Origin of the sequence: Enterobacter sp. Sphag1F (assembly GCF_014193275.1) — a bacterium.
Lineage (GTDB): Bacteria > Pseudomonadota > Gammaproteobacteria > Enterobacterales > Enterobacteriaceae > Pantoea > Pantoea symbiotica.
Genome location: NZ_JACHZD010000004.1, coordinates 506,779 through 520,181, shown reverse-complemented (window position 1 = coordinate 520,181; position 13,403 = coordinate 506,779). Strand labels below are relative to the sequence as shown.

Below are 13,403 nucleotides of genomic sequence, written 5' to 3'. Positions count from 1 at the left end.
AAATCTGCAAATCACTGAGTAACCGGTTGTAAAGCATTAAGAAATGTCTTAACGGATGGCGCCAGCACTTCACGCTTTTTAGTGCCAGGCTCCTCCAGAATGACCTCACCGGTAAGATTGCACAGCGCAATCACATCATTCTCTGAATCGGTGGTGGCAATAAACAAAGTTGGTGCCTGTCTTAAGCGGCGCTTCATAACCAGATGACCGATCAGGTTCTCTTGCAGGCGGGTGAAATCCGCTTCACTCCATACCTGCAGCAGGGTAATTGGTCGCTGCTCTAAGGTTGCCGTCATATCGCCGGCAAATTGCGTGGTGTAAAACGCACTGATTTCCGGTTTCAGTTGCAGATCCAGTGCACGCTCTACCGCTTCAAGCGTGGCCGGTAACGTAAACGGCTGCGGCTGCCACAACACGCGGTCATCCAGCGTGCTGATGATGCAGTCAGAGGGAACGCCAAGCAGATCGGCGCTGGCGGGAAAATGTCCGGTTTGTTGCTGCCAATGTTCAACGTAGCGGGCGGTAAACTCACGCAGAGCATCTACGGTTTGCTGCATCATTCATATTCTCGCAGGTGTTAGGTTACACTTAACCACTTTGATGAAATTTAGTGGTAACCGTTATGTCTTCTGAAAACCGGGATCAGGCATTAAGCGGCCTGACCTTAGGTAAGCCCACGGCTTATGTTGATCGTTACGATAACACGCTGCTGCAATCCGTGCCGCGCAGCCTGAACCGTGAGCCGCTTGGGCTGTATCCCGATAATCTGCCTTTTACGGGCGCAGATATCTGGACGCTATACGAACTCTCCTGGCTCAACAGCAAAGGCGTTCCGCAGGTGGCGGTGGGCGAAGTGGTGCTTAGCGCCGATAGCCAAAACCTGATCGAGTCGAAGAGTTTCAAGCTCTATCTTAACAGTTTTAATCAGACAGTTTTCGCCGACTGGGGCGAAGTGCGCCAGACGCTGGAGCGCGATCTCAGCGCCTGCGCGAAGGGTCAGGTCAGCGTGGCCCTGTTTCGTCTCAGCGAAGTGGAAGGCCAGCCGATCGGCCACTTCTCTGGCGAAGTGATTGATGAGCAGGATATCGAAATCCACGATTACGCCTTCAACGCAGATTATCTGGCGCAAGCTGCTGGCCGCGAGATGGTTGAAGAAACGCTGGTTAGCCATCTGCTGAAATCAAACTGCTTAATCACCAATCAGCCCGATTGGGGCTCGGTAATGATCCGCTACAAAGGCCCGCGTATCGATCGTGAAGCGTTGCTGCGTTATTTGATCTCATTCCGCCAGCACAATGAGTTTCATGAGCAGTGCGTTGAACGCATTTTCAACGATGTTCAGCGCTTTTGTCAGCCAGAAGCATTAACCGTTTATGCACGTTACACGCGGCGCGGCGGTCTGGATATTAATCCGTGGCGCAGTAACGTGCCCTTCTCTCCCGGTTTTTCCCGCCTGGTTCGCCAGTAACAGATTGCGAGACGCCTCGCAGGCCGCTGCACGGATGCGCGGTTCCTCTTGAGCATTCACGGCGGACAACGTTACTCTGTTGAAGGCGCGATTGCAGCATGCGCGACCAGGGATTTTCGTCGCTGCGTTAATAAGTTAAGCGCAGCGTCATCAGCCACGCATTTGCGTGTAAAGGAGTTCTCTTGATTACACATATCAGCCCGCTTGGCTCGATGGACCTGCTCTCCCAGCTTGAAGTCGACATGCTGAAGCGCACCGCCAGCAGCGACCTTTATCAGCTGTTTCGTAACTGCTCACTTGCGGTACTCAACTCCGGCAGCCAAACCGACAGCAGCCAGGAATTACTTTCCCGTTTCGAAAACTTTGATATCAACGTGTTGCGCCGTGAACGCGGCGTGAAACTTGAACTCATCAATCCGCCGGAAGAGGCGTTTGTTGATGGCCGTATTATTCGTTCGCTACAGGCGAACCTGTTTGCCGTGCTGCGCGATATTCTGTTTGTGAACGGTCAACTGGCGGCGACCGAGCGCTGCCAGAATGATGAACCGGAAGACTCTGCGCATATCACCAATCAGGTGTTTTCAATTCTGCGTAACGCGCGCGCCCTGCATATCGGCGAATACCCGAATACCGTGGTGTGTTGGGGCGGTCACTCGATCAATGCGGTGGAATATCAATATTGCCGCAACGTCGGCACGCAAATGGGCCTGCGCGAACTCAACATCTGTACCGGTTGCGGGCCTGGCGTGATGGAAGCACCGATGAAAGGTGCCGCCGTTGGCCATGCGCAGCAGCGCTATCATGACAGTCGTTTTATCGGCCTGACCGAACCCTCAATTATTGCCGCAGAGCCACCGAATCCGCTGGTCAATGAGCTGATCATCATGCCGGATATCGAAAAACGTCTCGAAGCCTTTGTGCGTATCGCTCACGGCATTGTGATCTTCCCTGGCGGCGTGGGCACGGCAGAAGAGCTGCTCTATCTGTTGGGTATTTTGATGAATCCACATAACAGCGATCAGGTACTTCCGCTGATTCTGACCGGACCCAAAGAGAGCGCCGACTACTTCCGCGTACTGGATGATTTCATCGTCAACACGCTGGGTGAAGGCGCACGCAAGCACTACAAAATCATCATTGATGATGCCGCTGAAGTGGCGCGTCTGATGAAAAAAGCCATGCCGCAGGTGAAAGAATATCGTCGCGAAACCGGCGATGCCTACAGCTTCAACTGGTCGATTCGTATCGCCCCCGAATTGCAGGTGCCCTTCCTGCCGACGCACGAGAATATGGCAAACCTGAAGCTGTTTCCGGATCAACCTGCCGAGCTGCTGGCGGCCGATCTGCGTCGCGCTTTCTCCGGCATTGTCGCGGGTAACGTTAAAGAGATCGGGATTCGTGAAATTCGCGAGAAAGGTCCATACAAGCTGCACGGCGATGCCAATCTCATGCACCGCATGGATGAGCTGTTGCAAGGCTTTGTCGCACAGCAGCGCATGAAGCTGCCGGGCAGCGCCTACACGCCTTGCTACGAAATCATCAAATAACCCACCAGGAAGGCAGCCTGCGGGCTGCCGCTATCGCTATGTCGTTTCATCTTCTTATCATTGATGCACTCAATCTGATTCGCCGTCTGCACGCCGTTCAGGGATCGCCGTGCCGCGATAGCTGCGTTGCTGCTTTGCATCAGTTATTAGGACATACCCAGCCCACGCATGTGGTGGCGGTGTTTGATAGCCATGAGCGTCAGCCTGGCTGGCGCCATCAACTTTTGCCGGATTACAAAGCGGGTCGCCCGCCAATGCCGGAAGATTTGCATCTGGAGATGCCCGCGCTGCAGGACGCCTTCCGCGCCGCTGGCGTCAGCTGTTGGGTGGCCGATTTAGACGAAGCCGACGATCTCGCCGCCACGCTGGCGGTGAAAATGGCTGACGCCGGTCATCAGGCAACGATTGTTTCTACCGATAAAGGTTATTGCCAGCTGCTGGCTCCCAACATTCGCATTCGCGATTATTTCCAGAAGCGCTGGCTGGATGTGCCTTTTATCGAGCAAGAGTTTGGCGTTTCGCCCACGCAGTTGCCCGATTACTGGGGATTGTGCGGTATCAGCAGCAGTAAAATTCCTGGCGTGCCCGGCATTGGCCCAAAAAGTGCCCGCGAGTTATTGATGCAGTTTGGCTCGCTGGATGCGATCTATCAGCAATGGGATCAGGTGCCGAGCAAGTGGCAGGGGAAATTGCAGGAACAGCGGGAAATGGCGGAAATTTGTCGGAAAGTTTCAACGTTAAAGCGGGATTTAATGTTACAAGGCAATCTCAACACCCTGAGATATAAAGCGAAATAGCGGTCACCATAAATGGCGACCCTACAAAAACACAGCATATCCTGCGAAATAATTTGTGCTACAGCAAGGCGGCAAGTGCGCGAGTCCCCGGGAGCATACATCAGTATGTGACCGGGGCGAGCAAACGCAGCCAACGCCGTTGTAGCGCAAAGTATGAAGCAGGCATCCTGCGAAATAATTTGCGCTACAGCAAGGCGGCAAGTGCGCGAGTCCCCGGGAGCATACATCAGTATGTGACCGGGGCGAGCAAACGCAGCCAACGCCGCTGTAGTGCAAAGTATGAAGCAGGACCGCTGTAGTGCAAAGTATGAAGCAGGACCGCTGTAGTGCAAAGTATGAAGCAGGACTAGCGCTCGTCGCGACGGCCGCCAACTGCCGCCCACAACCGGCGTACGTGAACGGTCACTTCTTCGCGGTCGTGATACAGCTGACGCGCCTGAATCTGGGCATTAATGCCCTGCGCTTTCAGCGCGTCATCAATCATCGCCAGGTTCTGCGTCACTTCTTCGTAGCGCTTTTTCATGGGCAGCTTGAGGTTGAAGATTGCTTCACGGCACCAGCCATTCACCAGCCATTCGGTCATCAGGCTTGCTACGCGCACCGGTTTTTCCACCATGTCGCACACCAGCCAGCTGATATTGGTACGCGGCGGACGGAATTTAAAACCATCTTCGCGGCAGTGCGTGACTTGTCCGGTATCCATCAGGCTTGGCGCCATTGGGCCGTTATCCACCGCAAATACCCACATGCTGCGTTTCACCAGTTGATAGGTCCAACCGCCGGGGCAAGCGCCGAGATCGACGGCGTACATGCCGCTGGCTAAACGCTCATCCCACTCATCCGCAGGCACAAACACGTGGAAGGCCTCTTCCAGCTTGAGTGTGGAACGGCTCGGCGCATCGGACGGGAACTTCAGGCGCGGAATACCCATGTAGAACGGCGAGTTGTTTTCCGGCAGCGAATAGCCAACGTAGCAGGTGCCCGGCGCAATAAAGAACACATGCACCACCGGACGCTTCGGCGTTTCGTAATTAAGCAGGATTTTGCTTTCCCGCAGGCTGGCACGCAGCGGCACGGTTAATTTACGGCAGAACTTGGTGAGCTCTTTAGCTTCATTGGTATCCGGCACTTCAACCCGCAGTTCTCCGCCCTTCTCCACCACACCGGTCAGCATGCCGACAATCGGCGTGATGCGATCTTCTGGCGGCAAATCGCGCAGCAGCTCTCCCACCACCAGCATCTGACGCGCAAAGATCAGCTCGGCAAACGGCAGCGTTTGGATCAGCTTTTCAGCGTCTTCCTGCTGATAGCACTCATACAGCACGTAACCCGAGTCATCTTTGACGCGCGGGAAGCCGTAAATCTCGCGCTCAGCTGCTTTCGCGCTGATTTCTGCCGCGCACTCTTTCTCAAATCCCGGACGGCAATAGAGTAAAACTTTATTCATGGCGATCTGCCTTTCGTTTCAGACGCAGTGCGCCAATCAACATCAAGAACCAGCCAATAAGGAAGCACAAGCCGCCCACTGGCGTAACAAAAACCCAAAACTTCATGTGCGACAGCGCCAGACAATAGAGGCTGCCACTGAACAACACGGTACCCAGCGCCATCGCGGCGCTACTCCAGTAAAACCAGATATTGGCGCGGCGCAGCATGGCGGCACCCAAGCCGATCACCGCCAGCGTGTGATACGCCTGATATTCGAGGCCGGTATGTATCCACGCCATTTCGGCCGGGCCGAGCGATTTGCTCAGCACATGCGCCCCGAAAGCACCAAACGCCACCAGTAAAAATCCACTGATAGCAGCAAAAACAAACATGGCACGACTGGACATCAAAGAATCCTCAAGGTAGTGCGCACATCACTGTGCAGCCAGCAACGCATTAGTGATCGTAGCGAAAACGGAATTTTTCTTGTTCATTGGCCGCTTTTTCCAGGATCCACTGACGAAAGGCGGCTATTTTACCCAGTTCTGCCTGGCTGTCATGACAAACCAGATAAAAAGCATTTTTACTGACTAATACGTCATTAAAAGGACACACCAGGCGACCGGCTTCAATCTCACTCTGCGCCATCACATTATTCGCCAGCGCCACGCCCTGACCATGAATCGCCGCCTGCAATACCATGGCGCTGTGGCTGAAGATCGGGCCCTGTTGCACATTAATGTGCTGCAAACCCAGCTGGCGCGTATAGGATTGCCAGTCGCGGCGCGATGCATCATGCAGTAGCGTGCAGTGCGCCAAATCAGCCGGTGATTTGAGCGGATTGTCGCCGGTCAGCAACATTGGTGAGCAGACCGGCAGCAAATATTCGGCATACAATTTCTCAACCCGCAGGCCTGGCCAATTGCCGCGACCGTAGAAAATCGCCACGTCGACGTCGTCCGCCAATTTCTCCTCATCACGGTCCACCGCCTGGATACGCACGTCGATGCCCGGATAAGCCATATTAAAGCTGGAAAGGCGAGGCACCAGCCACTGAATGGCGAAACTCGGCAGCAAACTGACGGTGAGCGCACCTTTGGCGCTGCGCGCCTGCAACTTGCGCGTGGCATCGTTCAGGGCGGAGAAAATCTCCTTGATGTCTAAGTAGTAGCTTTGACCTTCTTCTGTCAGTAAAAGCGAACGATTCCTCCGGCGAAACAGCTTTAAACCTAAGAAATCTTCCAGAGATTTGATCTGATGGCTGACAGCAGCCTGGGTAACAAACAGCTCTTCAGCGGCTTTGGTGAAGCTCAAATGACGGGCAGCAGCATCGAAGACGCGTAAAGCATTGAGCGGCGGAAGGCGTTTAGACATGGTTTTCCGTATCCGGATTGATAAGGTAATACTTCAACTTATACAAAGTCGCTACGTATTAGTTTTTTTAATCCGAGACATTATAATTTGTCCGTTGAGGAAGCTCCAGCAAATACCTATAGTTGCCGCACTTCCTGAGCCGGAACGAAAAGATTTCTGGAAACGTGCGAGAGATCGCAGACTTTTGGAGAGCTTTTGGCTTGTGGTCGTGATGTTGTGTTTGCATTTTGATCTGACGCTTGCAGATCAAGCTTTTAATTCCTGTAGATTTACCCTGTCTGTCCATAGTGATTTTAAATAGCACCGCAAATTGCGGTGCTTTTTTTTACCTGTTTACTGCCCCATCTCTACCATCTCTTTGACGTCAGAGCGGTTAATCTGCTGCTTGTTGCCATTGGCATCCTGATAGCTGATCATACCGGTTTCGTCATCAACTTTAGGTTTGCCATCGGCGACGATGGTGCGACCATCGTTAGTGTGCATCACGTAATTGCTGGAACATGCGGACAGGGTAAAGGCCAGAGTACATACGGCCAGCACTGCGGTGAGTTTATTCATCTTCTATCTCCTTGCAGATTGATTGCATTAAACCACCCGCATGCGCTCACCAAAGGTAGCGCCAGTGAAATCGACTGAGAATAGCGACGCGTTATGCGGGTTTCGGTTCAAACCTTGCAATAATTAGCATAACGCGCTTTTCCAGCTTTGCCAGGCAACGGGCCAGCTTTCAGCCTGGTCCTAATATGATTAACAGTGGGCTGAGTATGACCATTTTTTCCCCAGGCGCCTTCCGCCAGCAGTTCCCCGCAATGAGCGATGCCGGTATCTACCTCGATAGCGCCGCCACTGCGCTCAAGCCGCAGGCGGTGATCGACGCAACGGCACAGTTCTACAGCTTAAGCGCAGGCACCGTGCATCGCAGCCAGTTCGCTGCCGCCCGCGCGCTGACGGAAAAATACGAACAGGCGCGCGGTTTAGTGGCGCGCTGGCTCAATGCTGCGGACGATCGGCAGATTGTCTGGACGCGCGGCACCACCGAAGCGATCAATCTGGTGGCGAACAGCTGGCTGGCGCCGCGACTGCAAGCTGGCGATGAAATCGTGGTTAGCGAAGCCGAGCACCACGCCAATCTGGTGCCGTGGTTGATGGTGGCAAAAGCGGCGGGCGCGAAAGTAGTGAAATGGCCGCTGGGCGCCGATCGTTTGCCGGATATCGTGCAGCTGCCGGCGTTGCTCAATTCACGCACCCGATTGTTAGCCGTTGGCCAGATGTCGAACGTCACTGGCGGCTGTCCGGATCTGGCGCAGGCGATCCGTTTAGCCCATGACGCCGGCGCCAAAGTGATGGTTGATGGTGCACAAGGCGTGGTGCATTGTCCGCCAGATGTGCAGGCGCTGGATATTGATTTCTATGCTTTTTCCGGCCATAAACTTTACGGCCCGATGGGCATTGGCGTGCTGTATGGCAAGGCGGAATTGCTGGAGGCGATGGATCCGTGGCAAGGCGGCGGCAAAATGCTGACGCAGGTCGATTTTAACGGTTTCACGCCGCAGCCAGTGCCGTGGCGTTTTGAGGCCGGAACGCCAAACGTTGCGGGCGTGGTGGGTTTGAGTGCCGCGCTGGAGTGGCTGGCGCAACATGATGGCAAAAAGGCTGAAATGTGGAGCCAGCAGTTGGCGAGTCTGGCCGAAGAGCAATTGAGCGAGATCCCCGGTTTCCGCAGCTTTCGCTGTGGCAATGCCAGCCTGCTGGCGTTTGATATTGCCGGCATTCATCACAGCGACATCGTCACGCTGCTCGCCGAGCACGGCATCGCGTTACGCGCCGGACAGCACTGCGCGCAGCCGCTGATGGCGGCGCTTGGCATAACCGGCACGCTGCGCGTCTCGTTCGCCCCCTATAATAATTTGCAGGACGTGGATGCGCTGGTGCGCGCCATGCGCCATGCCGTCGACTTACTGAGTGAATAAGCCCATGACATCAACTCTGCTCGCCCCGCATCCGTTCGGCGATTTGATTACCGCAGCCAGCCTGACGGAAAAATTCACCCATTTTCATCAGTGGGAAGATCGCTATCGTCAGTTGATCCAGCTTAGCCGCCAGCTGCCTGCGTTAGCGGAAGAGTTGAAAACGCCGGATATCGAGCTTACGGGCTGTGAAAATCGCGTGTGGCTCAGCAGCCAGCTGTTGAACAACGGCACACTGCATTTTTATGGCGACAGTGAAGGACGCATCGTGCGCGGATTGCTGGCGGTGTTGCTGACGGCGGTGGAAGGCAAAACGCCAGCCGACTTGCTGCAGCAAGATCCGCTGGCGTTGTTTGATACGTTAGGTCTGCGTGCGCAGCTGAGTGCCTCGCGCAGCAGCGGCTTACAGGCGCTGGCGGATGCGGTGCAACGCGCTGCACGTCAGCATACTCAGGCTGTTTGACGCGCCGCTTTCGCCAGAAACTTCTTCAACGCGTGAGAAACCGCCACAAACCCGAAAGTGGCGGTCACCATGGTTGCCGCGCCAAATCCGGCGGCACAATCCATACGTTTCGGCCCTTCTGCGGTGGAGCGTGAAGTACACACGCTGCCGTCCGGCTGCGGATACATCAGCGCTTCCGTTGAAAATACGCAGTCTATGCCGAGCTTGCCTTTGCTGTTCTTCACCACACCGAAATCCCCTTTCAATCTCTCACGCAGCTTAGCCGCCAGCGGATCCTGAATGGTTTTCGCCAGATCGCTAACCTGGATCTGCGTGGGATCGATCTGGCCGCCCGCGCCGCCGGTGGTAATCAGCGGGATCTTGTTGCGACGACACCAGGCAATCAACGCGGCTTTGGGCCGCACGCTATCAATCGCATCAATCACGTAGTCGAAACCCGCCGATAACAGTTCGGCGGTATTCTCCGGCGTGATGAAGTCATCGATACAGATCACTTCGCATTCCGGATTGATGGCGCGCATACGCTCGGCCATCACTTCGGTCTTCGCCTGGCCCACTTTGCCCTGCAGCGCGTGGATCTGGCGGTTGGTATTGGTGATACAGACATCGTCCATATCAATCAGGGTGATTTTACCGATGCCGGTGCGCACCAGCGCTTCCGCCGCCCATGAACCTACGCCACCAATACCAATCACGCAAAAATGCGCGTCGGCAAAACGCTGTAGCGCGTCCTGCCCATAGAGACGCGCCGTGCCGCCAAAACGTTGTCGCCAGGCGTCGCTTACTACTGTCATAACCAAACCTTTCCGCTAAAACGGGACATTAATTAGAACCTAACAGCAGCGAACCGTTGTTGCCATTTTGTGGGTTGCTGAACACCGGCTGACCGGTGCCCGGCGCGGCTTTCAGCACCCAGACGCGACCATAATGGTTGTAGAAACCGGCCAGATGCGCCGCATCCGGACCAACGCCCTGATAGATATCGAAGTGCTGGCCTTTAATCGCGCCGCCCACGTCCAACGCCACCATCAGGCGCATCTCATATTTGCCATTGAACTTGCCCTTCTCGTTCAGCTGCGGCACTTCAGCTAACAGCACGGTTCCGGCTGGAATCAGTGAACGATCGGAGGCAACAGAGGCTTTGGCAATCAACGGGACCGCGCTGGCACCGCGTACCGGCACATACTCTTCCGGCTTAAAGAAGACGAAGGATTGGTTGGTTTCCAGCACCGAACGCACTTCCTGTGGCGAATGCTCTTGCGCCCACTGGCGAATCGCCTGCATCGACATATCTTCGCGCTTTACTTCACCGCGATCGATCAGCTCTTTACCGACGCTGTGGTAAGCCCAGCCATTTTTGCCGCCGTAACCAAAGAAGCGCAGCGGACGGCCATCACCAAAATCAACGTAGCCGCTGCCTTGCACATCCATCATGAAGTTATCGATCAGCGAGTTGCTGTAGGCAATGATGTAGCGATCGTCGAGCCCGCCACTATATATAGAAGCGCGACTCGGCAGCTTCTGTCCGCGCGGACGCGGCGGCATACGATAAATCGGATACTGGAACTCGCCCTGACGGGTATAACGCGCTTCTACTACCGGCGTGTAGTAGCCGGTGAATTGCACGTTACCGTAATTGTCGGTGCCTTCCATCTGGTAGGCATTCAAACCAAACTGATTAAGCTGACGCGTATCGGCGCCGGACAGCAGCCAGTTTTGCACTGCACTGTAGGTGCCGTTGTTGCGCCCAAACAGGCCAGACGAGGCGGTTTGAATCTGCACCACCTGATCGCCAAAGTCTTTACCGTTCACCGGACGCCCTTTGGCGTTCGGCTGATTGACCAGCCCGAGCGGTTGCTCCAGCTTGCCATCTATATACTGTTGACCGCGATCGGTCGGTTTAGAACTACAGCCCGCTAACAGCGCGATAAATGCGCCAGTAAGTGCATACTTCGCCCAATGTCCTTTCATAACCTTCTCTTTTTATCGATTGTTTGCCCGGCGAAGATAGCAAAGGGACAGAGAGATTGAAATCTGCCCTAAGCGGTCACGCTCACATCTGTACAATAATTCGCCCGATGGCGAGTTTATTCATCAACTGACTGTAAATTTGGCGTTTTGTCTCAAAAAGGGGTTGCATCGCCGCGCGTCCAGAGTATAGTGCGCATCCACGGACGCGGGGTGGAGCAGCCTGGTAGCTCGTCGGGCTCATAACCCGAAGGTCGTCGGTTCAAATCCGGCCCCCGCAACCAATTCTTCTTAAATGAAGAGACAATGTGAAGTGTGTGTAACGCGTCAGTCGGACGCGGGGTGGAGCAGCCTGGTAGCTCGTCGGGCTCATAACCCGAAGGTCGTCGGTTCAAATCCGGCCCCCGCAACCAATTGTCTTAAGAAGAATACAATGTGAAAAGTCGCTTAATGCGACAGACGGACGCGGGGTGGAGCAGCCTGGTAGCTCGTCGGGCTCATAACCCGAAGGTCGTCGGTTCGAATCCGGCCCCCGCAACCAATCATTTAAACACCTTAACGGGTGTTTTTTTGTTTTTAAGAATGCCCTTCATCATCCTCAACACTCCTCTTTTTCTCTTTCTTCAGTTAACTCCAACACGTTTATTATCCTGAAAATTTCTTAAACACCCTGATTTGTTTAATTAAAAACAACATTCTAAACATTTTAGTTAATTTTTATCGGGACAAATCTCAATCTCTCCAGCCTGAATAATTTACATACTGCTGGCATAGATAACACAAGGTGTGTTGTCATGGACACAGTGAGAAATAAAAATGGCTTATACTAATGGATACAAATATTCCGGTTATTATCAAACACAGTTCGGTTGGAAGCCATATATTCCAAATGGTACAGTCTATCTCGATAACATTAGCCATAAAGTAGACTCTCTATGGTCATCTATTAACCCTGGTTCAGTTGATAACACCGGTACACTATCATTGTCAGGATTTGCCAATGGATATAAAAAAATTGAAATTTATGACAATGGTAAGTTAATCAAAACCGTTGAATCAAACAAGTTAGGCGTGTGGGTTGCTGATTTGTCAGATGTGCTTAATGCTGGATCTCACAACTTCACCATTAAGCAAGAAGGTTTCGGTTTTTCAGGCGGAGAACCTATTCACATTGTGGTTCAGGGAAACAATGGCCCTATTCCCGTTGAAATAACTCAAGTTTATGATGATGTCGGCATTCATAAAGGTATCATTGAGCAAGGCAAAACTACCGATGATTCGCGTCCAACCTTTAGCGGAAAAGGTCCTGCAAACTCGCTGGTAACGCTTGTCAATGAAAGCAACAATGTTATTGCCCATGGCTACAGTGATAACTATGGCAACTGGAAGATCACACCAGAATTTGATATTGCTGATGGCAGCCATAATATCCGCGCATTCGTTAATGGCAAATTTAGCTCAGATTTCAATATCACCATTGATACCGCGCCTGCTCAATATCCTGTAACGTTCACGGGTGCCTTTGATTATTTAACAGCAAGCACCATTCCTGAGAATGGTGTCACCAGCGATTCACGCCCAGGTTTTTCAGGTGAAGCATCACCTAACTCTTATGTTTATTTATTCATTGAAGGCAGTAATGAGCCTATTGGTGGTTCGGTCACTAACGGCTTTGGCAAATGGACCATTACACCATTTAAAGATCTTGCTGCAGGCACACACACTTTTGAAGTTCGAGTGAATGGTGAAACCGCTAAATATACATTGACCATCGGTGCAGATTCTTCAATTGAGCAACCGCTGGTGATTGATCATCTCATTGACGGTCAATCATTCGATATCATCCCTGAGAATGGTCAGTCTTCAGATACCACTCCGTGGATCAGTGGTAAAAGTGAGCCTTTCGCGAATGTTGTCTTATTAGAAGGTTCAAAATTCATTGGTTATGCGCAGGCTGATGCCAGCGGTAAATGGATTTATGAAATAAGCAGTGAGCTTGAAGCGGGTCAACATCTCCTGACCGCACACTCTAATAACCAGGTTAGCGAGCCATTCGCCTTCAGCATCGCGGCACCGCAGGCATCCGGTGGTTACTGGGGTTGGGGCAGCTTTAGCGTTAATGCGGTTACCGATGTTTATGACACTAATGACCAGCCAGAAATCGCTGCCGGTAAAGCATTCAACCAATTCTCTCTGAATGAATTGTTGATCAACGAAGAAGCATCGCTCTTCGCCGAGATCAGCGAGCAGCAAGAAGCACCAGCACTGATTCTGACCCAGGCAGAGTTGAGCACAGAAAGCCTTTCTGCCGGCGTAGAACTTAACGCAGATTCCTTCACATCATCAATCACGGAAGAACCGCAGTACGCGCAATACGCGTAAGTCCCGGTT

The 13,403-nt window shown here is 53.2% G+C and carries 13 protein-coding genes and 3 tRNA genes; 9 read left to right on the top strand and 7 right to left on the bottom strand.

The window, feature by feature from the left end; genetic code table 11:
- Positions 1–11 precede the first annotated feature (11 nt).
- A complete protein-coding gene (gene syd / locus FHW71_RS15795; protein WP_179452253.1) occupies positions 12–560 on the bottom strand; it encodes a SecY-interacting protein in 549 nt (182 codons plus the stop codon).
- Between the two features lie 62 nt (positions 561–622).
- On the opposite strand from syd, the gene queF reads away from it, so the two are divergent.
- From queF to xni, 3 genes are all read left to right on the top strand, one after another.
- Positions 623–1,468: an NADPH-dependent 7-cyano-7-deazaguanine reductase QueF gene (gene queF, locus FHW71_RS15790; RefSeq protein WP_061719910.1), complete on the top strand. Its 846-nt coding sequence runs from the start codon at positions 623–625 to the stop codon at positions 1,466–1,468.
- A 182-nt stretch (positions 1,469–1,650) separates the two neighbouring features.
- Positions 1,651–3,015, top strand: coding sequence for a nucleotide 5'-monophosphate nucleosidase PpnN (ppnN, locus tag FHW71_RS15785; RefSeq protein ID WP_154192345.1), 1,365 nt, complete (start codon positions 1,651–1,653; stop codon positions 3,013–3,015).
- A gap of 38 nt (positions 3,016–3,053) precedes the next feature.
- Positions 3,054–3,812: a flap endonuclease Xni gene (gene xni / locus FHW71_RS15780; protein ID WP_179452252.1), complete on the top strand. Its 759-nt coding sequence runs from the start codon at positions 3,054–3,056 to the stop codon at positions 3,810–3,812.
- A 346-nt stretch (positions 3,813–4,158) separates the two neighbouring features.
- Here the strand turns inward: xni and rlmM are convergent, their stop codons facing one another.
- The 4 genes from rlmM to FHW71_RS15760 all read right to left on the bottom strand — a co-directional run bounded on the left by rlmM (position 4,159) and on the right by FHW71_RS15760 (position 7,172).
- On the bottom strand, positions 4,159–5,259 hold the full coding sequence (gene rlmM / locus FHW71_RS15775; protein WP_061719908.1) for a 23S rRNA (cytidine(2498)-2'-O)-methyltransferase RlmM: 1,101 nt from the start codon (positions 5,257–5,259) through the stop codon (positions 4,159–4,161).
- Positions 5,252–5,647 carry a DUF423 domain-containing protein gene (locus FHW71_RS15770; protein ID WP_008109570.1) on the bottom strand — a complete coding sequence of 132 codons (396 nt, stop codon included), beginning with the start codon at positions 5,645–5,647 and terminating at the stop codon, positions 5,252–5,254. The genes rlmM and FHW71_RS15770 overlap by 8 nt, the downstream gene beginning before the upstream one ends.
- Positions 5,648–5,696: 49 nt before the next feature.
- Entirely contained in the window at positions 5,697–6,614 is a 918-nt protein-coding gene (locus FHW71_RS15765; protein ID WP_008109573.1) for a transcriptional regulator GcvA, read from the bottom strand.
- A 333-nt stretch (positions 6,615–6,947) separates the two neighbouring features.
- Positions 6,948–7,172 carry a YgdI/YgdR family lipoprotein gene (locus FHW71_RS15760; protein WP_008109575.1) on the bottom strand — a complete coding sequence of 75 codons (225 nt, stop codon included), beginning with the start codon at positions 7,170–7,172 and terminating at the stop codon, positions 6,948–6,950.
- Between the two features lie 206 nt (positions 7,173–7,378).
- Here FHW71_RS15760 and csdA point away from each other — a divergent pair, with 206 nt between their 5' ends.
- Positions 7,379–8,584 (top strand): cysteine desulfurase CsdA, encoded by a 1,206-nt coding sequence (csdA, locus tag FHW71_RS15755; RefSeq protein WP_179452251.1) that lies wholly within the window; start codon positions 7,379–7,381, stop codon positions 8,582–8,584.
- A 4-nt stretch (positions 8,585–8,588) separates the two neighbouring features.
- Entirely contained in the window at positions 8,589–9,044 is a 456-nt protein-coding gene (gene csdE / locus FHW71_RS15750) for a cysteine desulfurase sulfur acceptor subunit CsdE (RefSeq protein ID WP_061719906.1), read from the top strand.
- Here csdE and tcdA read toward each other — a convergent pair.
- On the bottom strand, positions 9,032–9,838 hold the full coding sequence (gene tcdA / locus FHW71_RS15745) for a tRNA cyclic N6-threonylcarbamoyladenosine(37) synthase TcdA (RefSeq protein WP_061719905.1): 807 nt from the start codon (positions 9,836–9,838) through the stop codon (positions 9,032–9,034). The genes csdE and tcdA overlap by 13 nt on opposite strands.
- Before the next feature lie 28 nt (positions 9,839–9,866).
- Positions 9,867–11,015 carry a murein transglycosylase A gene (gene mltA, locus FHW71_RS15740; protein WP_008109581.1) on the bottom strand — a complete coding sequence of 383 codons (1,149 nt, stop codon included), beginning with the start codon at positions 11,013–11,015 and terminating at the stop codon, positions 9,867–9,869.
- A 204-nt stretch (positions 11,016–11,219) separates the two neighbouring features.
- Here mltA and FHW71_RS15735 point away from each other — a divergent pair.
- The 4 genes from FHW71_RS15735 to FHW71_RS15720 all read left to right on the top strand — a co-directional run bounded on the left by FHW71_RS15735 (position 11,220) and on the right by FHW71_RS15720 (position 13,394).
- Positions 11,220–11,296: transfer RNA gene (locus FHW71_RS15735), tRNA-Met, on the top strand.
- A 52-nt stretch (positions 11,297–11,348) separates the two neighbouring features.
- A tRNA-Met gene (locus FHW71_RS15730) sits at positions 11,349–11,425 on the top strand.
- Positions 11,426–11,476: 51 nt separating this feature from the next.
- Positions 11,477–11,553, top strand: a tRNA-Met gene (locus FHW71_RS15725).
- A gap of 275 nt (positions 11,554–11,828) precedes the next feature.
- The gene (locus FHW71_RS15720; protein ID WP_179452250.1) at positions 11,829–13,394 is read left to right on the top strand and encodes an Ig-like domain-containing protein; all 1,566 of its coding nucleotides are present in this window, start codon (positions 11,829–11,831) and stop codon (positions 13,392–13,394) included.
- Positions 13,395–13,403 lie beyond the last annotated feature (9 nt).

Excerpts from the sequence above, each read along its gene's own strand:
- FHW71_RS15770 (WP_008109570.1), bottom strand. The coding sequence starts at position 5,647 with ATGTCCAGTCGTGCCATGTTTGTTTTTGCTGCTATCAGTGGATTTTTA.
- mltA (WP_008109581.1), bottom strand. The coding sequence starts at position 11,015 with ATGAAAGGACATTGGGCGAAGTATGCACTTACTGGCGCATTTATCGCG.
- tcdA (WP_061719905.1), bottom strand. The coding sequence starts at position 9,838 with ATGACAGTAGTAAGCGACGCCTGGCGACAACGTTTTGGCGGCACGGCG.
- csdE (WP_061719906.1), top strand. The coding sequence starts at position 8,589 with ATGACATCAACTCTGCTCGCCCCGCATCCGTTCGGCGATTTGATTACC.
- FHW71_RS15760 (WP_008109575.1), bottom strand. The coding sequence starts at position 7,172 with ATGAATAAACTCACCGCAGTGCTGGCCGTATGTACTCTGGCCTTTACC.
- FHW71_RS15765 (WP_008109573.1), bottom strand. The coding sequence starts at position 6,614 with ATGTCTAAACGCCTTCCGCCGCTCAATGCTTTACGCGTCTTCGATGCT.
- csdA (WP_179452251.1), top strand. The coding sequence starts at position 7,379 with ATGACCATTTTTTCCCCAGGCGCCTTCCGCCAGCAGTTCCCCGCAATG.
- syd (WP_179452253.1), bottom strand. The coding sequence starts at position 560 with ATGATGCAGCAAACCGTAGATGCTCTGCGTGAGTTTACCGCCCGCTAC.
- xni (WP_179452252.1), top strand. The coding sequence starts at position 3,054 with ATGTCGTTTCATCTTCTTATCATTGATGCACTCAATCTGATTCGCCGT.
- queF (WP_061719910.1), top strand. The coding sequence starts at position 623 with ATGTCTTCTGAAAACCGGGATCAGGCATTAAGCGGCCTGACCTTAGGT.
- rlmM (WP_061719908.1), bottom strand. The coding sequence starts at position 5,259 with ATGAATAAAGTTTTACTCTATTGCCGTCCGGGATTTGAGAAAGAGTGC.
- FHW71_RS15720 (WP_179452250.1), top strand. The coding sequence starts at position 11,829 with ATGGCTTATACTAATGGATACAAATATTCCGGTTATTATCAAACACAG.